The following is a 20,392-nucleotide window of genomic DNA, read 5'->3' on the forward strand; positions in this document are numbered from 1 at the left end:
ACATTCGGTGTTAATCCAATTGGAAATCATTTCCACTGAGATCGTCAAGGGTGCCCGGTTCCTCGGCGTGTCGGCGCCGGGTTGGTAACCTCCGCCCCGTGCCGCTCTCCCCACCCGCGCTCGCCGAACCGGCCCCGCAGCCGTCGACCACGACCCGCCGCCGGCCGGACCGCCGGGTCGACCTGCTCGTCGCGGCCCTCGCGATCGCCGGTGCGTTCTGGGTCACCAGTGGACTCTGGCTCGACCCCAACGGCCGGGCGATCACGGTCAACTCCAGCGACCAGGCGCTCTTCGAGTGGCTGCTCGCCTACGGCGGGCACGCCCTCACCCACGGTCAGAACCCGTTCTTCACGGACCTGCTGAACGTCCCGGACGGCGTCAACCTCGCCGTCAACACCTCGATCACCGTGTACGCCGCGCTCTTCGCCCCGCTCACCTACCTGGTCGGGGCGCCCGCGACCTTCCTGGTGGTGCTCACCGCCAACCTCGCCGGCAGCGCGTACGCCTGGTACTGGCTGCTCTCCCGGCACCTCGGCCGCGGCGTGCCCGCCGCCGTGCTCGGCGGCCTGTTCATCGGGTTCGCGCCGGGGCTGGTGGCGCACGCCAACGCCCACCTCAACTGGAGCGCCGGCTGGGTGCCCGCGGTGCTGGTCTGGGGCGTGCTGCGGCTGCGCCGGCCGGGCCGGTGGCTGCCGGGCGGGCTGGTGCTCGGCGTGCTGGTCGCGGTCGCGTTCTCGGTCGCCGCCGAAGGGCTCTTCTTCACCGCGCTGGCCTGCGGGGTGTTCCTCGGCACCTGGGCGACGGACCGGGGACGGCGGGCCGAGGCGAGGGCGGCGCTGCCGGACTTCCTGCGCGGGCTGGCGGTCACCGCGGTGGTGGCGTTCGCCCTGCTCGCGTACCCCCTCTGGCTGCACTTCCTCGGCCCGCAGGGCTTCCACGGCACCGGCTTCGACCCGGTGGTCCACGCCGAGGACATCGCCGCGTACGGCGCGTACCCGCAGCGGAGCCTGGCCGGGCTCGCCGGGCTGGACAGTTCGCTGGCGCCGAACCCGACGGAGGAGAACTCCTTCCTCGGGCTCCCCCTGCTGGTGCTCGCCGTGGCCTGCCTCCGGCTGCTCTGGCGCCGCACCGAACCGGGCCGCCGGGCCACCCTGCGGGCGCTCGGGGTGACCGCGCTGGTCTTCGCCGTGCTCTCCTGGGGCCCCCGGGTGAAGATCTTCGGGGAGCACACCGACATCCCGCTGCCGTACGCCCTGCTCGGGCACCTGCCGGTGTTCAACGCGGCGCTGCCGTCCCGGCTGGCCCTAGTGGTGGCCCCGCTGCTCGGGCTGCTCCTCGCGCACGCCGTCGACCTGCTCCGGGCCGCCCCGCCGACCAGGCGGGCCCGCACCGGCTGGATCGCCGGCTTCGCGGTGGCCCTCCTGCCGCTGGTGCCGGTCCCGCTGCTGACCGTCGAGCGGGAGCCGGTCCCGCGGTTCATCACCTCCGGCCTCTGGCGGGAGTACGTCTCACCGCGAGGCGTGCTGACCCCGCTGCCGCTCACCCTCGACCTGGCCCCGGACGGGCAGCGCTGGCAGGCGTACGCCCTGACGCACCGGCAGGGCGAGTTCGCCATCCCGTCCGGTTTCTTCCTCGGCCCCGGCGGCCCGGACGGGCGCGGCCGGATCGGTCCGGTGCCCCGGGCCACCGACGCGCTGCTGCTGGAGGTGGCCGAGACCGGCGAGCGACCGGTCGTCACCGACGCCGACCGGGCCGCCGCCCGGGCCGACCTGCGGTACTGGCGGGTCGAGGTGGTGGTGCTCGCCACCGAGGTGCACGGCGCGAAGTTCCCGATCCACACCGAGGCCCTGCTCGACGTCGCCACCGACCTGCTCGGCCCACCCGAACGCGTCTCCGACGTCTGGCTCTGGCGGATCCCACCGGTGTAAGGAAGGGCCCCCTGTTATCGCTTTTGGTAGAGGAAGGGCCCCCGCTTAACCATCCCCGCCCGTACCGGACGGACGCGCTCGTCACGGCAGGGTGCGTCGCCGGTCGCTCAGTGCGCGGCGAGCATGCCGAGCAGGTAGGCGGCGGCGACCAGGCCGAGCATGCTCACCGCGACCCGTCGGAACCGGCGTTGCAGCGCGGGAAGCTCGGCAGGCAGGGCAAAGACGCGCCTTGGCCAGCCTCGCCAGGAGACCCACCAGAAGAGCCCGGTGGCGAGGCCCAGCAGCGTCGCCTTGGCGCCGACCAGCATCCACCAGCTCGCCGGTCGGCTCTCCGCCAGGAACACCAGCGCCAGCCCGCTGAGCCAGAGCAGCCCGATCAGGGCGGTCACCGGCCACCGGTTGCCGTGCGCCAGCACCCGCTGCGCGCCCTCGACCCGCTGCCCGTCCGCGACCCGGGCCACGTCGGTCGTCCGCCGGGCGAGATCGCCGGCCGTCAGCATCCGGCCCAGCCGGGGTTGCAGCACGAAGAGGCTGTACGCCATCGAGCCCAGCCACAACGAGCCGACCCCGGCGTGCACCAGCAGGATCCCGAGCGGAAGTGCTGTCATCGGGGCATCATGCCCGCCGACCGCCGTCGGGCCGGCGGTGACTCCGACCACGTACCGGACCGCGGGGCGGGCGGCGAACTATGCTGGGCGACGTGACCAGCACAGTTGCGCAGCTCACCGGCGTACGGCTCGGGGTCTGTGATTATCTCGCGGCGTGGGACGAGCAGCGCCGGGTGCACGAGGCGGTCGTCGCGGGCGAACAGCCCGACACCGTGCTCCTGCTGGAGCACCCGAGCGTCTACACGGCCGGCAAGCGGACCGAGCCGTGGGACCGGCCGGCGGACGGCACGCCCGTGATCGACGTGGACCGGGGCGGCAAGATCACCTGGCACGGACCGGGGCAACTGGTCGGCTATCCCATCGTCAAGCTGCCGGGCGCCGACGCCGGGCAGCCGGTGGACGTGGTCGCCTTCGTCCGCCGCACCGAGCAGATGCTGATCGACGTCTGCGCCGAACTGGGCCTGACGACCGTCCGGGTCGAGGGCCGCAGCGGCGCCTGGGTGCGCGCCGACGAGCGCGGGCCGGACCGCAAGGTGGCCGCCCTCGGCCTCCGGGTGGCCCGGGGCGTCACCCAGCACGGCTTCTCGATCAACTGCGACTGCGACCTGGCCGCGTTCGACCGGATCGTGCCGTGCGGCCTGCGGGATGCCGGCACCACCTCGCTGACCGCCGAGCTCGGTCGCCCGGTCACCGTGGCCGAGGTGCTGCCGATCGTCGAACGGCACCTGCCGACTCTGCTCGGTTAGCCGCCCCGGTTACCGGTTAAAAAGGGGCCCTTCCTCTACCGAAAACGATAAGAAGGGGCCCTTCCTTTCACGGGGTCAGCCGGTGGAGGTCGCGGGGGAACGCGGTGACCTCCCGGACGTTGGCCACGCCGACCAGGCGGGCCACCAGCCGTTCCAGCCCGATCGCGAAGCCGCCGTGTGGCGGCATCCCGTGCCGGAACGCCTCCAGATAGGACTCGTACGGCCCGATCGGCTCGCCCCGGGCGGCGAGCGCGGCCCGGTAGTCGGCGTACCGGTGCAGCCGCTGCCCGCCGGTTACCAGCTCGACCCCCCGGAACAACAGGTCGAACCCGTTCGAGTACGCCTCGCGCGGCCCGCCCGACGGAGGTCCCTCGGTGGCCGGGTGGGTGTAGAACGGGCGTTTGGCCATCGGATAGCCGGTGACGAAGAGGAAGTCGGAGCCGTGCTCGGCCCGGGCCCACTCCCCCAGGGCGCGTTCGTGCGCCGGGGCCAGGTCCGGTTCGTCGGCCGGTGCCGCGGCGATGGTCAGCGCCTCGGCGAAGTGCACCGCGGGGATCTCGGCCGGGACCACCGGCAGCGCCACGCCGAGCGTGTCGAGGGCCCCGGCCGCCCGGCTCGGAAGCTGTCCGAGCATCCCGGCCAGCACCCCGCGCAGCATCCGCATCACGTCCCGGTGGTCGGTGACGAAGCCGAACTCGACGTCGAGCGAGGTGTACTGGGCCAGGTGCCGGGTGGTGTCGTGCGGCTCGGCCCGGAACACCGGCCCCACCTCGTAGACCCGTTCGAGGACCCCGACCAGCATCTGCTTGTAGAACTGCGGGGACTGGGCCAGGTACCCGGGCCGGCCGAAATAGTCGATGGCGAAGACGCCGGCCCCGCTCTCGGTGGCCGACGCCACGATCTTCGGGGTCTGCACCTCGACGAAGCCGAGCCCGTCCAGGGTGGAGCGGAAGCCGGCCACCAGGGCGGCGGAGATCCGCAGCGCCGCCGAGCGGGTGGGATGGCGCAACGCCGCCGTGGCGTGGTCCAGCTGGGTCGGCAGGGCGGCGGTCAGCTCCGGCCGGTACAGGTCGAACGGGGGCGGTACGGCGGGGTCGCCGAGCGGGCGTACGGTCGGGTCGACCAGCTCGACCCCGGCGGGTGCGGCGGGGTTCGCCACCACCCGGGCGGTGACCTCGACCACCGACTCCTCGGTCAGCTCGGCCAGCCGGGCCCGCGGCTCGGCGGCGGTAACCACGACCTGGGCCAGTCCGGCGGCGTCCCGGAGGATCAGGAAGGTCACGGACTTGAGCTGCCGGCGGCGGTGTACCCAGCCGGCGACCGTCACGGTCGCACCGACCCGTTCCGGCAGCGACGTGGAGAGTGTGCGGGGCATCTGCGGCACTCCTCGGTGGTTCGCGGACGCGCACCGGGCGGTCCGCCCGTCGCGCGTCGAGGTGACCCGGGGAGTGTGGGCGAGCCGGAACTCGCGGTGCCACCACACCTTCGCCGTCGTCCGTGACCGGATCGGCGGCCTCGTTCACGACCCGTGTCGCCGGGTCGGGCGGCCGGCTCTACTGGGCTCCCGGGAGGGTGCCGTTCTGCCGGCAGCTCGGGAGGGTCTTCGCGCCCCGGCCGGAGATCACCTTCCAGCGGCGGTGACTCTCTGGACTCCGGTGGTCGGGGCGGTACTCGGCTCCGTCGTCGCTCTGCCGAGAACGCTAACCGGGGCCGGCGCCGTCCGACACCGAATTTCCGGGAGCCCGCGGGGCGGGATCCCCCGGGCCGGCGACCGGGTCGAGCCGGGCGGCGGGCTGGGTGAGTGGCGTCACGCGGTCCGCCGAGTGAGTCCGGTCGCCTCCGGGTGAACGGGAGACGTCCGGCGCGTAGGCTCGGATTCGTGACCATCGAGCACTCCGCGCCCCCCGCCGCCATCGCCGCCGGCGGGCCGGGCGTCGTGACCGCACAGAGCAGTCGGGCCGGCACGGCCGTCGCGCCGGAGGGACGGCGGCTGCTGCGGGTCGAGGCCCGCAACGCCGCGACCCCGATCGAGCGGAAACCGCCCTGGATCAAGGTCAAGGCGAAGATGGGTCCCGAATACACCCAGCTGCGGGGTCTGGTCTCCCGGGAGGGGCTGCACACCGTCTGCCAGGAGGCCGGCTGCCCCAACATCTACGAGTGCTGGGAGGACCGGGAGGCGACCTTCCTCATCGGCGGTGACCAGTGCACCCGCCGGTGCGACTTCTGCCAGATCGACACCGGCAAGCCCGCCGAGTTCGACGCCGACGAGCCGCGCCGGGTCGCCGAGTCGGTCGCCACGATGGGGCTGCGCTACGCCACGGTCACCGGGGTGGCCCGGGACGACCTGCCGGACGGCGGCGCCTGGCTCTACGCCGAGACGGTCCGCCAGATCCACGCGCTGACCTGGCGGAGTCCGGCGGACGGCGCCGACGCCGGTGACGCGCTGAGCGGGCTCGCCAGCTGCGGCGTGGAACTGCTCATCCCCGACTTCAACGGCAACCCCACGCAGCTCGCCGAGGTCTTCGGCGCCCGCCCGGAGGTGCTCGCGCACAACGTGGAGACCGTGCCGCGGATCTTCAAGCGGATCCGGCCGGCGTTCCGCTACGAGCGGTCGCTCGACGTCATCACCCAGGCCCGGTCGGCCGGGCTGGTGACCAAGTCCAACCTGATCCTCGGGCTGGGCGAGGAGCGCGCCGAGATCTCCCAGGCGCTGCGCGACCTACACGCGGCCGGCTGCGAGCTGATCACCGTCACGCAGTACCTCCGGCCGACGCCCCGGCACCACCCGGTGGAGCGCTGGGTGCGTCCGGAGGAGTTCGTCGAGCTGCGCGAGGAGGCCGAGCAGATCGGCTTCGCCGGTGTGATGAGCGGCCCCCTGGTGCGCTCGTCGTACCGGGCCGGCCGGCTGTACCAGCAGGCCGTCGAGGCGCGCAGCGGCGTCACGGCCGGCTAGGCCGTGTTTTAGGTAGCGGGTGAGTCTTGGGCGGATAGCTCTACTTCCAGATGTCTTCACGGGCGTGTGCGATGAACAGGTCCATACAGCGCAGGCGGGCTGGGGAGAAGTCGTAGGGCATCTTGCCGACGGCTTCAAGTACGCTCATCTCCCGCCTGGCAGAGCTGAGGTCGGCCCCGTCCTCGCCGTGACCGGCGGTAGCAGGGTGCAAAGTGTCCCAGGCGTCGAAGAGGGCATCGTCGTCCTTATCCAGGCCGGACTCCTCGATGACGGCCTGCAGGGCGCTTTCGAAGGCGTGCCGCTCGGCGGCCACTTGAGCCACCCGTGGATCATCGACGGCGATGCTGTCATCGAGTGCCTCCTCGGCGGCATCGATGCGGTCGGAATCCTCCCGCAGAGTGGGATGCGTGGCCAGGGCGACGAAGCGGGTGGCCTGGACGGCCGCGCCGAGCGGGCCGAAGATCCGCTCAGTGACCAGCAGAGTGTCCAGGTCCGCCTGACGCAGGGAGCCTTCGGGCAGGCTCTTGAGGCGTTCGGTGACGAAGTCGGAGAGCAGGCCCATCCGGCTGCCTTCGGTGCGCATCCGCTGCACGGCGGTCCGTTGCCGCCGCAATTCCGCCTCCTGCTCGGCGAGGGTTTCCTCCAACCGCTCCAGGATGCCCGCGATACCGTCTCCGCTGTCCGCACCGCCGGAAGCCGTGCCGGTGGTAAAGGCGTCACGGATGTCGTCCAGGGCGATCCCGGCGTCGGCCATCTTGCGAATCCACAGCAGGCGGATCATGTCCTCGTACCCGTAGCGGCGGCGGTTGTCACCGCCCCGCTCAGGCTCGGGGAGCAGACCGATCTCGTGGTAATGGCGAATCGCCCGTGGCGTGCTGCCGGCGAAGGCCGCCGCGTCACCGATCTTGACCTGGCGGGGTGGCAGGAAAGACGGATGCATGAGCAGGGACCTTTCCTCAAGGGATCGGGACGTAGGTCCACTGGACCACATGCCGCTACGGAAGGTGCAACCCGAACGGCAGATCCCGCCACCGCACACCGTCTACCAGCCGCCGACAGCCAGGCCACTCGCGACTTATGCCCACCGCAGGCAGCAACGACTCCAGCACCGACCACTGCTCATCAGAAAGATCGCCTCGCCCCACATCTTGATCATCATCGTGCAGGGCGCGCACAGGAATCCGAACCTGAAACACGGCCTAGCTCCGCCGGGTCACCTCCGGCGGCCCGCCGCACCCACCACATCACCCGTACGCCTGAACCGGCACGGTCGACCGTGTTAGCCTCCTGCCGATCCGGCCGGCTGGTGGTTGCCGCGAAGACGTCGAAGGTGATGAATAGAAGCATGACACCACCACCCCACACCGTGGTCATCGGCGCCGGTCCGGCGGGGCTCACCGCCGCGTACGAGCTGACCAGGCGCAACGCCAGCGTCGAGGTGTTCGAGTCGGACGACGTGGTGGGTGGGATCAGCCGTACCGTCGAGCGGGACGGGTGGCGCTTCGACATCGGCGGGCACCGCTTCTTCACCAAGGTGCCGCAGGTCGAGGCGCTGTGGCACGAGATCCTGCCCGACGAGGACTTCCTGCTCCGGCCCCGGATGAGCCGGATCTACTACGGCGGGAAGCTCTTCGACTATCCGCTGAAGGCCGGCAACGCGCTGCGCAACCTGGGCGTCGTCGAGGCGCTGCGCTGTGTGGGGTCCTACCTGCGGTCCCGTGCCTTCCCGCCCCGGGACCAGTCGCACCTCGCCGGCTGGGTCACCGCCCGGTTCGGCCGGCGGCTCTACACGCACTTCTTCAAGACCTACAACGAGAAGCTCTGGGGAGTGCCCGCCACCGAACTCTCCGCCGACTGGGCGGCCCAGCGGATCAAGAACCTCTCGCTCTCGAACGCCGTCCTCAACGCGCTGCTCCCCCGGCGCAACCAGAAGGACATCACCAGCCTGATCGAGGAGTTCAACTACCCGAAGTACGGCCCGGGCATGATGTGGGAACGCTGTGCCGAGCACGTGGAGAAGCGCGGCGGCACGGTCACGCTGAACACCGAGGTTCGCGCCGTACACCGCGCGGACGGCCGGGCGGTCGCGGTCACGGTACGCGGCCCGGACGGCGACCGGCGGGTCTGCGCGGACCACGTCATCTCGTCGATGCCCATCTCCCACCTGGTCCTGGCGATGGACCCGCCGGCCCCGCCGTCGGTCACCGCCGCCGCGAACGGGCTCTTCTACCGGGACTTCCTCACCGTCGCGCTGGTGGTCCCCGAGGAGTTCAGCTTCCCGGACAACTGGATCTACATCCACGCCCCGGAGGTGCAGGTCGGCCGGATCCAGAACTTCGGCTCCTGGTCGCCCTACCTGGTGAAGAACGGCCGTACCTGCCTCGGGCTGGAATACTTCCTCAACCTCGGCGACGAGTTGTGGAACTCCCCCGACACCGACCTGGTCGCCCTCGGCACCGCCGAGCTGGAGCGACTCGGTCTGGTCCGGCCCGGCGCGGTCGAGGCCGGCTACGTGGTGCGGATGCCGAGGGCGTACCCGTTCTACGACTTCGCCTACCGGGACAACGTCGCCACCATCCGGTCCTGGTTGGACGCCGAGGTGCCCAACGTGCATCCGATCGGGCGCAACGGCATGCACCGCTACAACAACGCGGACCACTCGATGATGACCGCGATGCTGTCCGTGTCGAACATCCTCGACGGCACCGACCACGACGTCTGGGAGGTCAACGTCGAGGAGGAGTACCACGAGGAGAGGACTCCCGGCGAGCACGGCACCGGCCGGGCCGCCCCGGTGCTGCCCCGGCGGGCCACACCGGGCTGAGCCCCGGGCGGCGCGCCCGTCACCGGCCGGAACGCGGGTCGGCCGGTCGGCGTCCTCGACGGCTCAGTGGTCCCCGTCGAGCAGGCCCAGCCGGTGGGCGACCGACGCCGCCTCGGTGCGGTTGCTGACGTCCAGCTTCGCGATGATCCGCGAGACGTGCACGCTGGCGGTCTTGGGCGAGATGTAGAGCCGCTGGGCGATCCCGCTGTTGCTGTGCCCCTCGGCGACCAGCCGCAGCACCTCCCGCTCCCGCGCGGTCAACGGATCCGGTCCGGACACCGAGCCCGCCGTACGCAGGCCGATCCGCCGGCCCAGGGTCGCGGCCCGCTCGGCCAGCGGTACGGCGGCCAGCGTCCCGGCGATCGCGGACGCCTCCTCGACCGCACCGCCGGCCCGCGTCCGGTCCCCCGCCGCGGCCGCCGCCTCGGCCAGCGACAGCAGGGCCCGCCCCAGCGGGTACGGCTGCCCGTCCGTCCGGCACGCCGCCACCGCCGCCTGCCAGCGTGGCAGCGCCTCGGCCGGCCCGGCCAGGCTGGCCGACACCTGCGCGGCACCGGCCCGCTCGGCGGGGTAGCGGGCGGTGAGCCCCTCCGCCGCCGCCCGCACCCGCGCCCGTACGGACTCGTCGCCGGTGGCGAGCGCGACCCGGGCGGCGGCGACCAGCGCCGGCCAGCCGTACCGCGGATCGTTGTCGAGCCGACGGTCGAGCAGCGCGCGGGCGGCGGGGAGCGCGGCGGTGGTGTCCCCGGTGGCGAGCGCCGCCTCGACCCGCAGTTCGTAGAGCGGCAGCTCCAGCGTGAGGTACGGCCGGCGGAGGAAGCCCAGCGCCCGGCCGACCAGGTCCTCGGCGCCCGGCTGTCCCCGGGCCAGCCGCAGCCAGGCCCGCAGCTGCAACCAGTGGTAGCTGGTGATGCCCGGCAGGTCGAGCCGGGACGCCTCGCCGCAGAGCTCGTCGGCCTCGTCCCAGCGGCCGAGCGCGATCAGCGCCTCGGCCTGGTTGGAGAGCAGGAACGCACCGGTGGAACGGCTGATCCCCACCCGCCGGGCCTCCGCGTAGCCGGTCGCCGCCGCCTCGGCCGACTCGGCGTACCGGCCGATCTCGCAGAGCGCGTCGGAGGTGACCACGAGGGCCCTCACCACGGTCTCCGAATCACCGGCCGCCCGGGCCAGCTCCTCGGCCCGGCGCAGGTCGGCGAGACCGACGTCGGGGGCCATCTTGCGGCTGCACACCCAGCCCGCCGCCAGGGTGGCGGCGACCAGGGCGTCCGGCTGTCCCAAGACCTTTGCCGCCGCCATCGCCTCCGCGGCCATCCGGGCCCCCTCGACCCGGTCGATCCGGGCCACCCGGAAGGCGATGTCGGCGAGCAGCCGGGCCCGTCGCGGATCGTCGTCCACCCCGGCCGCCAGGGTGTACGCCCGGCGCAGGTCCTCGGCGCCGTCGCCCTTGCCGAGAATCCGCAGCAGCCGACCGCGCAGCAGCAGCACCTGGGCGGCCCGGACCGGCTCCGCCGCGCTGTCCATCTCGGCCAGGGTCGCCCGGGTCAGGGCCAGCGCCCGGCTGTATTCGCCGGCGGTCGAGGCCGCCGTCAGGTTCGCCTCCAGCAGCGCCAGGTGGTCCAGGCCGAGCCGCTGCGCCGCGTCCGGCACCTGCTCCCAGAGTTCGAGCGCCCGCTCCAGCAACCGGCCCTGTTCGGCGTACGCGTAGCGGGACCCGGCCGCCTCGGCGGCCGCCCAGGCGGCGGTGAGCGCCCTCGGGTAGTCGTGCGCGGCGTACCAGTGGTGGGCCAGCTCGGCCGGGGCCCGGCCGTCGGCGACCAGCGCCGGCGCCGCCTCGATGGCGGCGGCGTACCGGGCGTGCAGCCGGGCGTGCTCGCCGGGGAGCAGGTCCTCGTGCACGGCCTCCCGGACCAGCGCGTGCCGGAACTCGTAGCCGCCGTCGGGATCGACGACGACGAGCTGCGCGGCGACGGCGGCGCGCAACGCCCCCTCCAGCTCCGCCTCGGGCACGCCGGCCACCTCGGCCAGCAGGTCGTGGGCGATGCGGGTACCGCCGGCCCCGGCGATCCGCAGCACCCGCTGGGCGGACTCGGGTAGCCGGTCCACCCGGGCCAACAGCAGGTCGCGGAGCGTCTCCGGCAGGTCGGCGCAGCCGACCGGGTCGCTGACCGCGGCAAGTTCCTCGACGAAGAACGGGTTGCCCTGGGTACGGCCGTGGATGTTGTCGACCGCCCGGACGCTCGGCTCGAACCCGAGCAGGTCGGCGAGGATCCGCCCGGTGCCCTCCCGGTCGAGCCGGTCCAGCTCCAGCCGGTCCACCCCCCGGGCGCGGTCCAGCTCGGCCAGGAACGCGCGGAGCGGGTGTCCCCGGTGCAGCTCGTCGGAGCGGTACGTGCCGACCAGCAGCAGCCGCTCCGGCCGTACCGCCCGGACGAGAAAGGCGATGAGGTCCCGGGTGGAGCGGTCGGCCCAGTGCAGGTCCTCCAGCAGCAGCACCAGTGGCCGGTCGGCGGCGAGCCGGGAGAAGAGCCCGGCGACCAGCTCGAACAGGTAACCCTGGTGCGAGTCCAGGACGAGCCCCGGGCCGGGCCCGGTCGTCGGGTCACCGGCGCCGACCGTCCCGCGCCCGGTCAGCCGGGCCAGCTCCGGCAGGAGCCGGGCGAACTCCTGCTCGTAGCCGGCGAACGCGGCCGTCCCGTCCCGACGCAGCAGTTGCCGCAGCGCCGCAGCGAACGGCGCGAACGGCAGGCCCTGCTCGCCGAGTTCGAGACACTGGCCGACCAGCACCTGGTTGCCCTCGTCGACCGCGTACCGGGCGAACTCCTCGACCAGCCGGGTCTTGCCCACCCCGGCCTCGCCGCCCACGAGCACCGCGAGGGGCTCGTCGGCGCGTACCCGTTTCAGGGCGTCGCGCAGGGCGGCCAGTTCGGACTGGCGCCCGACGAGGACGCTGCTGGCGGAGCGAGTGGTCACGAGATCGAGGATGCCACGCTGCGGCGCGGTGCCGGCGCCTCCGGCACCGCCGTCGGCGGGCCCGGTCACGGCATGGCCGGGGCCCGGGACGCGGCGGTGCCGCACCGCCGTCCGCGTCCAAACCGCGTCCGGGCCGGCTCCGCCCGGCGTACGGCCCGGGCCAGCCGGTCGGCGTCGGCCTCGGCCCGCAGCTCCTCGGCGTGGCTGTGGTGCAGGGCGAGCAGGAAGTGCGGGTCGGTGCTGAACATGGTCGACTCCATCCGGATCCGGTTTCCTCGGGCTGGCGGTCTCGGCGTTGGCGGGTCTCTCCGCGTCCGGTTCCACCCGCTGGCGCTGCCTCCGCTGATGTCGACTCTTCGCCCGAAGGCACCCCGTCCGCATGGGTGCGTCGCCTCATCTCCCGGTGCCGCACCGCCTTACGTCGCGGCTGAGGAGGGCCGGCACCGGCGTAAGGTCCTTACCGCAGGCCTGCCCGAGCCGCCTGGCCGGCCGGGAGTCCGACCGCTGCACGCCTCCCACTAGACTTCTCGCATGGCTAAGCCGCAGGAGAAGGTGTCGTTCGGCCAACGGCTGAAGCAGATCGGGATGGTCTTCTCGTTCACCGCGAAACGCGACAAGTGGTTCGTGCCGCTCGCCGCCGTCGCGGTGCTGATCCCGGTCGCGCTCACCGTGGTCGCGGTCATGCAGTGGGGCTGGCTGTGGCTGCCGATCGGCATCCTGGTCGCGCTGCTCGCGGTGCTGATCGTGCTGAACCTGCGCTCCAACCGGGCGATGATGAACGCCGCCGAGGGACAGCCGGGCGCGGCGGCGTCGATCCTGGAGACCATGCGCGGCGACTGGCGGGTCACCCCGGCGGTCAGCTCGACCACCCAGATGGACATGGTGCACCTGGTCGTGGGCCGGCCGGGGGTGATCCTGCTCGCCGAGGGCAACCCGCAGCGGATCCGCAGCCTGCTCGGCCAGGAGAAGCGCCGGCTGTCCAAGGTGATCGGCACCGCGCCGCTCTACGACTACCTGATCGGGCCGGGCGAGGACGAGCTGCCGATCCGCAAGCTGCGGACGACGCTGATGCGGCTGCCGCGCAACCTGAGCGGCAAGGACGTGAACGCCCTCGACAAGCGGCTCAAGGCGCTCTCCGCGGCCCGCCCGCAGATGCCGAAGGGCGCCATCCCGAAGAACATGCGCCCGTCCAAGGGCGCCTTCCGGCAGATGCGCGGCCGCTAACCCAACCTGTAAGGAAGGGCCCCTTCTTATCGCTTTCGGTATAGGAAGGGGCCCCTCCTAACGCCCGGCGCCGGTGTCACCCCGGGCAGAGCGGGGTGGTCGGGCGGACGCCGCCGGGCGGGCCGGTTCGAGCCGGTCGGCGACCAGCCGCAACGCCGCCGCGGTGGCCCGGCGTACCGCGTGGAGCGCGGCCCCGGACCGCCGGACCGGATCCGGCCGGATCGGCGCGTCCGGACGGGCGGACCGCAGGTGCCGCTCGGTGGCGCCCAGCGCGAGGTGGTAACCCAGGGGGTCCATGGTCACGTCCTTTCGACAGGGCCGGTCGAGGATCGAACGACCAGTTCGGTGGGGAGGAGCACCTGACGGGCGGTCGGGTCCTCGGGCGGGTCGAGCAGCAGCCGGCCGGCGATCAGTCCCTTCTCCATCGCGGGTTGGCGGATGGTGGTGAGTCCCGCCGGGGCCGCCTCCGGGATGTCGTCGAAGCCGGTCACCGAGACGTCGCGGCCGGGACGCAGGCCGCGCTCGGCCAGGGCGTCGAGGACACCGAGGGCGAGCAGGTCGGTCACCGCCAGCACCGCGGTCGGCCGGTCGGCCCGGTCCAGCGCGTACGCCGCCGCGCGCGCCCCCTCGGCCCGGCCGTTCGCGCTGGCGTTGACGAGCAGCAGGTCGGACCAGCCGACGCCGACCCCGGCCAGACCGTCGAGGAAGCCCCGCAGCCGCTCCCGGGTGACGTCGTACCGGATCTCCGCCAGGCCGGCGAGGGTCACCGGCCCGACCCGGCGCTCGGCGACCAGGAAGTCGGAGACGACGGCGACCCGGCGGTGGCCCAGCCCGGCGAGGTGCACGGCGGCCGCCCGGGCCGCCCCGACCTCGTCGATGCCCACGTACATGGCGTCGGGGGCGTCCCGCGCCGGTCTCTCCGCCGCGACCACCGGCACGCCACGGGACCGGGTCGCGGCGAGCGCGGCGTGCCAGGCGGGTACGCAGTAGACGCAGAAGCCGTCGACGGCCGCGTTCCGTACCACCTCGACCGCGGTCTCCTCGTCGGCCTCGGAGAGCGGCACCAGCAGGAGGCCGCTGGCGTGCCGCTCGGCCGCCTCGGCGAGGCCCCGCAGGAACCGCACCGCGTACGGGTCGGTGAACGCCTGGGAGAGCGCCGGGGTGAAGAGCACCCCGATCGCCCCCACCCGTCCCCGCCGCAGCGAGCGCGCGGTCGGGTTCGGTCCCGGGTAGCCCAGCGACCGCGCCGCCTCGTGGATCCGCTGGCGCAGGGCGGGTGACAGCTGGTCCGGCCGGCTGTACGCGTTCGACACCGTGCTGCGGGAGACGCCCACCGCGTCCGCCACGGTCTGCAGGGTCGGCTTCACGAATCCCGCCTTCTGTATCGATCCAGTGCCCTTCTGAATCGATACAGTACGCCAGCGCGTGCAGGTACGCCATCCGGATCGGACGATCGATTCCGCGACCTGAGCCGGTGCCCGCCAGGAGGCCAGGAGGTCCGGAGGCCAGGAGGTCCGGAGGCCAGGAGGGCCGGCTCAGCAGCGCCGTCCCGGGCGGGTCAGCCCGGGGTGTGCACGTTCGGGCGGTCAGCGCCCCGTGGCCGAGGGCTGGGCCGGACGCGGCGGGGCGGCCACCACGACGGAGCCGACCGCCCGGTCGTGCCACCCGCGACGGTGGCGATCCATGATCAGCGCCGGCACCACCAGGCCGAGCAGGGCGCCCCGCAGCAGCGCGCGGATCACCCCGATCCGCCCGCCGTCGGTGAAGGAGACGCACCTGATCCGGGCCAGCCGCATCCCCGGGGTCTGCCCGAAGAGGCCGACGAAGAAGCCGTACTCGGCGATCAGGGTCACGACCGGCGACCAGCCGTCGCGTACCGGATCACCGAAGAAGCTGGCCACCAGGATGCTGAGCGCCCAGTCGACGACGAGGGCGCCGAAGCGGCGCGCCAGGGTCGGCGGTTCGAAGCGCGGATCGGCCGCCGGCGCCACCGGAGCCACACTGTCGTCCTGTCTCGCCACGGGGAGTCAGGGTATCCGCGGGTCGGCGCGGCCCTCCCGGCGCCCCGCCGCAGGTGGAGGGCCGACCGCGGTCCAGCGCGGCGGGCGCGCGACAACGCGGGTCACGCGGTCGGGTCGGCGGTACCATGCCCGGTAGAGGATCCGCGGTCACCAGCGGAGATCACGCTCCGCAGACGACGTAACACGGCAGAAACATCAGAGACACGCTCGGGCAATCGCTTGGCCATAGCGTCGCCACCAGCCTAGCCATCAGTGGACGTGCCAGGAGGACGTGTGTTCGCCAACCCCGAGGAACTCCTGCGATACCTCAAGAACGAGGACGTGAAGTTCGTCGACGTACGTTTCTGTGACCTGCCCGGCGTGATGCAGCACTTCAACCTGCCGGTCGAGTCGTTCGACGATGCGGTCTTCACCGACGGTCTCGCCTTCGACGGATCCTCGATCCGTGGTTTCCAGGCGATCCACGAGTCGGACATGCTGCTGCTCCCCGACGTCGCCACGGCCTTCATCGACCCCTTCCGGACGCAGAAGACGCTGGCCCTCAACTTCTTCATCCACGACCCGTTCACCCGCGAGCCCTACTCGCGGGACCCCCGGAACGTGGCGAAGAAGGCGGAGGCGTACCTCGCCGCGAGCGGCATCGCGGACACCGCCTACTTCGGAGCGGAGGCGGAGTTCTACATCTTCGACTCGATCCGGCACGAGACCTCGGCGCACCAGGCCTTCTACTACATCGACTCGATCGAGGGCGCCTGGAACACCGGCCGCGAGGAGGAGGGCGGCAACCGGGGCTACAAGACCGCCTACAAGGGTGGCTACTTCCCGGTCCCGCCGGTCGACCACTACGCCGACCTGCGCGACGGCATCGTGCGCCGGCTGATCGACTCCGGTTTCACCGTGGAGCGTTCGCACCACGAGGTGGGCACCGCCGGCCAGGCCGAGATCAACTACAGGTTCTCCACCTTGCTGCACGCCGGTGACCAGCTCCAGCTCTTCAAGTACATCGTGAAGAACGAGGCGTGGGCGGCGGGCAAGACGGCCACCTTCATGCCCAAGCCGCTCTTCGGCGACAACGGTTCCGGCATGCACACCCACCAGAGCCTCTGGCTGAACGGCGAGCCGCTGTTCTACGACGAGACCGGCTACGCGGGGCTCTCCGACACCGCGCGCTGGTACATCGGCGGCCTGCTGCACCACGCCCCGTCGCTGCTGGCCTTCACCAACCCGACGGTCAACTCGTACCGCCGGCTGGTGCCGGGCTTCGAGGCGCCGGTCAACCTGGTCTACTCGCAGCGCAACCGGTCGGCCTGTACCCGCATCCCGGTGACCGGCAGCAACGCCAAGGCGAAGCGGGTCGAGTTCCGGGTGCCGGACCCGTCGGCCAACGTCTACCTCGCCTTCTCGGCGATGATGCTGGCCGGCCTGGACGGCATCAAGAGCAAGATCGAGCCGCCGGAGCCGATCGACAAGGACCTCTACGACCTCCCGCCGGAGGAGTGGGGCTCGGTCAAGCAGGTCCCCGGCTCGCTGCCCGCGGTGCTCGACTCGCTGGAGGCCGACCACGACTTCCTGCTGGAGGGTGGCGTCTTCACCCCCGACCTGATCTCCACCTGGGTCGACTACAAGCGGACCAACGAGGTCGACCCGGTCCGGCTGCGGCCGACCCCGCACGAGTTCGCCATGTACTACGACTGCTGAACGCCTCCACGCCTCACCGGTTCGGGCCGGTCCGCCAGCACGGCGGGCCGGCCCGGCCGCATTCCGGGCACCTCTCCTCGGGAAGTCGGCGTCTCCTCCGGTCCCTCGACGCGCCGATAGCTTCGGTACCGATATAGCGTTGTAGACGATATATTGACGCGATGACCACACCCAGCCCGTTGCGGGAACCGACGTTCCTGATCCTCACCGCACTCGCCCGGGAGCCGATGCACGGGTACGGCATCGTCAACGAGGTTGCCGCGCTCTCCGAGGGGCGGCTCGCGCTGCGTCCCGGCACGCTCTACGGCGCCCTGGACCGGCTCACCGAGGAGGGGCTCGTCGCGCCCGACCGCGAGGAGGTCGTCGGCGGCCGGCTCCGCCGCTACTACCGGCTGACGGAGGCCGGGGACGCGTCGCTGGCCGCCGAGACCGAACGGTTGCGCCGCAACGTCGAGGCCGCCAGCCAACGGCTGCGGGCCCGCGCCCGCCCCGCCGCCCGACCCGACGGCGCCACCCGGGGTTTCCTCCCCCGCCCGACCCCGACCGTCCGCCCCGTCTCCCGACCGGCCGGAGGCCCGGCATGACCGAGCCCACCACGCCCACCACGCCCACCGAGCCCAACGAGCCGGACGCACCCACCGCGCCGAACGCAGCCGACGCTGCGACGACACCGGCCGCACCGACGTCGCCACCGAATCCGGACGGCGGCGGGATACCGCTGGAGCGCCGCTACCGGCGATTGCTGCGCGCCTACCCGGCCGGCTACCGCGCCGGCCGAGGCGAGGAGATCGTCGGTACGTACCTCGATCTGGTGGACCCGCAGCGGCGCTGGCCCTCCGCGGAAGACGCCTTCGACATGCTGCGTGCCGGGCTGCGGCAGCGGCTGCGCGAGTACGGCGCCCTGGGTCTCGCCGCCGGCCTGCCGACCGCCGCGACGATCGCGCTGGGCACCCTGATGGCGCTGGCGGCGTTCCTGCTGCCTCAGGTCGAGTTCGCGAACCCGCGTTTCGCGCGGGTGGAATCGGTGGGTCCGGTCCAGACCCTCGGTGCGCTGATCTGGGCCGGCTGGCTGCTCGTGGGGCTGGTCGCGGCGGCGCTGCCGGGGCGCTGGGCCCGGCGGACCGCGGCCGGTACGGTGCTGCTGACCCTCCTCCTGCCGCCGGTGTCCGCGCTCACCGGCCTGCCCCGGCCGCCGCTCTTCGTGCTCGTCCCCGCTCTCGCGCTCGGCCTGACGGCGCTGGCGCTGCCCGCGGATCCAGGGTGGATCCAGCGGATCACTCCGCTGCTCGGGGCGGGGGTCGGGGTGGCCGTGTCCGAGGGATTCCGGTACGCCCAGGGCAGCGGACGGTGGTTCACCTCGTACCTCTCCACGCCGGAGACCCTGGCCATGGCCGGTGGGCCGGTGGTGGCGCTCGCCCTGGTCGTCGGCATCGGCCGGGCGCTGCGGGGTGACGACAGCGGCCTGTGGGCAACCCTGCTGTTGATGACCCCGGCCGGCCTGCTCTGCGTGGAGCCGCTCGCCCGTGGTTCCTGGGGTGCCCGGGGCGGCGGCCCGACCTGGTGGATGTACGCCGCGACGGCCGCGCTGGTCGTCCTGGCGGGGGCCGCGGTGCTGGCCGCCGCGATCGCCGGGCGGGCCGTCCGGCACCGGGCGGTCCGGAGGCGGACGCACTCCCACCCGTGCCCGACCTGTGGGCAGCACACCATGACACCGCCACCGCCGGTCGCCGGCTGACCGGCCCCTGGCCGGGCACGGGCCGACCGCCCCCTGGTCGGGCACGGGGCCGATCAGGTGACGGACGGGACGTGGGACGGATCGGGGGCGTGATCGTGGTGATCAGGGAGCCGGCATTCCGGCGCGCCGAGCGGTTCCCTGATCACCTCGGCGGGGGCGGTGGACCGAGGCGGGCGGTCAACTCGCGTACCACCTCGACCAGCAGGTCGATGTCCGCCTCGGTGGTCCGCCAGTTCACGATCGCCGGGCGCAGGGCGACCCGTCCGTCGTAGACGGTGGTGCCGGCGTAGACCCGGCCGTCGTCGAGCAGGGCCGCACCGAGCCGACGGTTGAGGTCGTCGAGTTCGTCCGGGGGCACGTGCCCCGGACGGGCCCGGAAACAGACGATGCAGAGCGGCACCTCGGCCAGCCGTTCCAGGTCGGGTGCCTCGTCGACCAGCCGGGCGAGCCGCTGGGCCAGGTCGAGCTGCCGCTCCACCATCGACCGGTGGCCGTCCCGGCCGTACGCGGCCAGGGTCGCCCAGATCGGCATCGACCGGGCCCGCCGGGACGACTCCGGGCCGTGCAGCGCGTAGTCCATGTCCCGGGCGGCGGGCGCGGCCGGCTGGACCGAGCGGGCCGACCCGGGGCGCTGCCCGGCCGACCCTCCCCCGTCGGCCCAGAGCGGGCTGCCCGGCCCCGGCAGGTACGTGGTGCCCGGCATGCCGAACGCCGCCGGCAGCCGGGACGGCTCACGCAGGAACGCGAAGCCGCTCTCGTACGGCACGTTGAGCCACTTGTGCCCGTCACACGCGATCGAGTCGGCCCGCTCGACGCCCCGCAACAGTCCGGCGGTACGCGGGGACAGCGCGGCGAAGAGCCCGAACGCGCCGTCGACGTGCAGCCACGCGCCGTACCGCTCGGCGAGGTCGGCCAGGGCGTCGATCGGGTCGAAGTCGCCGGCGTTGACCTCGCCGGCGTTGGCGATCAGCACGGCCGGCCCGGCCAGCTCGGCGAGCCGCCGCTCGATCGCCGGCAGATCGACCCGGCCCACCCGGTCGCGGGCGTACACCTCCACGGTGTCGCGTCCGTGGCCGAGCATCTGCAACGCCTTGCGGGCGCTCGCGTGCACGTACCCGCCGGAGAGCACCGGCATCCGGGGCAGCGCGGCGAGCCCGTCGGCCGCCACGTCCACGTCGTGCTGCTCGGCCCACCAGTGCGTCGCCACGGACAGGGACGTGAAGTTGGCGAAGGTGGCGCTGGCGACCAGCGCCCCGCCGTACGAGTCGGGGAGGCCGAACAGCTCGCGCAGCCAGCGCAGCGCGATCGTCTCCAGTTCGGCGGCGAGCGGTGAGGAGGCCCGGAAGCCGGCGTTCTGGTCCAGCAGCGAGGCGGTCCAGTCGGCGGCGAGAGCGGCCGGGGTGGCCCCGCCGATGACGAAGTGGAAGAAGCGCGGGCCGGCCGAGTGGGTCGCCGCGGCGGTGCCGACCCGCAGCAGCCGGTGCAGGGCGGCGGCCGTCCCCTCGCCCTTCTCCGGGAGCCCGCCGTCCTCGGTCAGGGCGGAGAGCTCGGCGAGCAGCGGTTCGGTTGCCGGGTCGTACACCGGGCGGTCGGCGAGCGAGTCCAGGTACGGGCCCGCGGCCGCGTACACCTGCTCCAGCGCCGCCCCGGCCGCGTCCCGGTCGTGCAACGGATCCCCCACGCCG

Annotated in this window: 17 protein-coding genes; 8 read left to right on the plus strand and 9 right to left on the minus strand. The window is 73.1% G+C overall.

What is annotated here, in order from left to right:
* Positions 1–98 precede the first annotated feature (98 nt).
* Complete coding sequence (locus tag ACQEUR_RS13930; protein ID WP_433030208.1) at positions 99–1,928, plus strand: DUF2079 domain-containing protein; 1,830 nt, start codon at positions 99–101, stop codon at positions 1,926–1,928.
* Positions 1,929–2,035: 107 nt separating this feature from the next.
* Here the strand turns inward: ACQEUR_RS13930 and ACQEUR_RS13935 are convergent, their stop codons facing one another.
* Complete coding sequence (locus ACQEUR_RS13935) at positions 2,036–2,536, minus strand: hypothetical protein (RefSeq protein WP_433030210.1); 501 nt, start codon at positions 2,534–2,536, stop codon at positions 2,036–2,038.
* 92 nt (positions 2,537–2,628) lie between these two features.
* Between ACQEUR_RS13935 and lipB the strand changes: the two genes are divergently transcribed.
* Positions 2,629–3,282, plus strand: a complete 654-nt coding sequence (gene lipB, locus ACQEUR_RS13940; protein ID WP_433030212.1) for a lipoyl(octanoyl) transferase LipB — start codon at positions 2,629–2,631, stop codon at positions 3,280–3,282.
* A gap of 67 nt (positions 3,283–3,349) precedes the next feature.
* Here lipB and aspS read toward each other — a convergent pair whose 3' ends face one another.
* A complete protein-coding gene (gene aspS, locus ACQEUR_RS13945) occupies positions 3,350–4,657 on the minus strand; it encodes an aspartate--tRNA(Asn) ligase (protein ID WP_433030214.1) in 1,308 nt (435 codons plus the stop codon).
* A gap of 504 nt (positions 4,658–5,161) precedes the next feature.
* Here aspS and ACQEUR_RS13950 point away from each other — a divergent pair.
* Positions 5,162–6,235, plus strand: coding sequence for a lipoyl synthase (locus ACQEUR_RS13950; RefSeq protein ID WP_433030216.1), 1,074 nt, complete (start codon positions 5,162–5,164; stop codon positions 6,233–6,235).
* 40 nt (positions 6,236–6,275) lie between these two features.
* Here the strand turns inward: ACQEUR_RS13950 and ACQEUR_RS13955 are convergent, their stop codons facing one another.
* Positions 6,276–7,175, minus strand: coding sequence for a MerR family transcriptional regulator (locus ACQEUR_RS13955; protein ID WP_433030218.1), 900 nt, complete (start codon positions 7,173–7,175; stop codon positions 6,276–6,278).
* 405 nt (positions 7,176–7,580) lie between these two features.
* Here ACQEUR_RS13955 and ACQEUR_RS13960 point away from each other — a divergent pair, with 405 nt between their 5' ends.
* Positions 7,581–9,059, plus strand: coding sequence for an NAD(P)/FAD-dependent oxidoreductase (locus ACQEUR_RS13960; protein ID WP_433030220.1), 1,479 nt, complete (start codon positions 7,581–7,583; stop codon positions 9,057–9,059).
* A 63-nt stretch (positions 9,060–9,122) separates the two neighbouring features.
* Here ACQEUR_RS13960 and ACQEUR_RS13965 read toward each other — a convergent pair whose 3' ends face one another.
* On the minus strand, positions 9,123–12,029 hold the full coding sequence (locus ACQEUR_RS13965) for a helix-turn-helix transcriptional regulator (RefSeq protein ID WP_433030222.1): 2,907 nt from the start codon (positions 12,027–12,029) through the stop codon (positions 9,123–9,125).
* Between the two features lie 65 nt (positions 12,030–12,094).
* Positions 12,095–12,289, minus strand: a complete 195-nt coding sequence (locus ACQEUR_RS13970; protein ID WP_433030224.1) for a hypothetical protein — start codon at positions 12,287–12,289, stop codon at positions 12,095–12,097.
* A 271-nt stretch (positions 12,290–12,560) separates the two neighbouring features.
* Between ACQEUR_RS13970 and ACQEUR_RS13975 the strand changes: the two genes are divergently transcribed.
* Positions 12,561–13,253, plus strand: coding sequence for a DUF4191 domain-containing protein (locus tag ACQEUR_RS13975; protein ID WP_433030226.1), 693 nt, complete (start codon positions 12,561–12,563; stop codon positions 13,251–13,253).
* Between the two features lie 57 nt (positions 13,254–13,310).
* Here the strand turns inward: ACQEUR_RS13975 and ACQEUR_RS13980 are convergent, their stop codons facing one another.
* The 3 genes from ACQEUR_RS13980 to ACQEUR_RS13990 form a co-directional block, all read right to left on the minus strand.
* Entirely contained in the window at positions 13,311–13,550 is a 240-nt protein-coding gene (locus tag ACQEUR_RS13980) for a hypothetical protein (protein WP_433030227.1), read from the minus strand.
* 2 nt (positions 13,551–13,552) lie between these two features.
* Complete coding sequence (locus tag ACQEUR_RS13985; protein ID WP_433030229.1) at positions 13,553–14,620, minus strand: LacI family DNA-binding transcriptional regulator; 1,068 nt, start codon at positions 14,618–14,620, stop codon at positions 13,553–13,555.
* 219 nt (positions 14,621–14,839) lie between these two features.
* Positions 14,840–15,253, minus strand: a complete 414-nt coding sequence (locus ACQEUR_RS13990; protein ID WP_433030446.1) for an RDD family protein — start codon at positions 15,251–15,253, stop codon at positions 14,840–14,842.
* 294 nt (positions 15,254–15,547) lie between these two features.
* Here ACQEUR_RS13990 and glnA point away from each other — a divergent pair, with 294 nt between their 5' ends.
* The 3 genes from glnA (at position 15,548) to ACQEUR_RS14005 (ending at position 18,707) form a co-directional block, all read left to right on the plus strand.
* Positions 15,548–16,972 (plus strand): type I glutamate--ammonia ligase, encoded by a 1,425-nt coding sequence (glnA, locus tag ACQEUR_RS13995; RefSeq protein WP_433030231.1) that lies wholly within the window; start codon positions 15,548–15,550, stop codon positions 16,970–16,972.
* Between the two features lie 161 nt (positions 16,973–17,133).
* Positions 17,134–17,556 (plus strand): PadR family transcriptional regulator, encoded by a 423-nt coding sequence (locus ACQEUR_RS14000; RefSeq protein WP_433030233.1) that lies wholly within the window; start codon positions 17,134–17,136, stop codon positions 17,554–17,556.
* Positions 17,553–18,707, plus strand: a complete 1,155-nt coding sequence (locus ACQEUR_RS14005) for a GlsB/YeaQ/YmgE family stress response membrane protein (protein WP_433030235.1) — start codon at positions 17,553–17,555, stop codon at positions 18,705–18,707. The genes ACQEUR_RS14000 and ACQEUR_RS14005 overlap by 4 nt, the downstream gene beginning before the upstream one ends.
* A gap of 142 nt (positions 18,708–18,849) precedes the next feature.
* Here ACQEUR_RS14005 and ACQEUR_RS14010 read toward each other — a convergent pair whose 3' ends face one another.
* The gene (locus ACQEUR_RS14010; RefSeq protein WP_433030237.1) at positions 18,850–20,388 is read right to left on the minus strand and encodes a pyridoxal phosphate-dependent decarboxylase family protein; all 1,539 of its coding nucleotides are present in this window, start codon (positions 20,386–20,388) and stop codon (positions 18,850–18,852) included.
* Positions 20,389–20,392: the final 4 nt, after the last annotated feature.

The organism is Plantactinospora sp. CA-290183 (assembly GCF_050936375.1).
Taxonomy (GTDB): Bacteria; Actinomycetota; Actinomycetes; order Mycobacteriales; family Micromonosporaceae; genus Plantactinospora.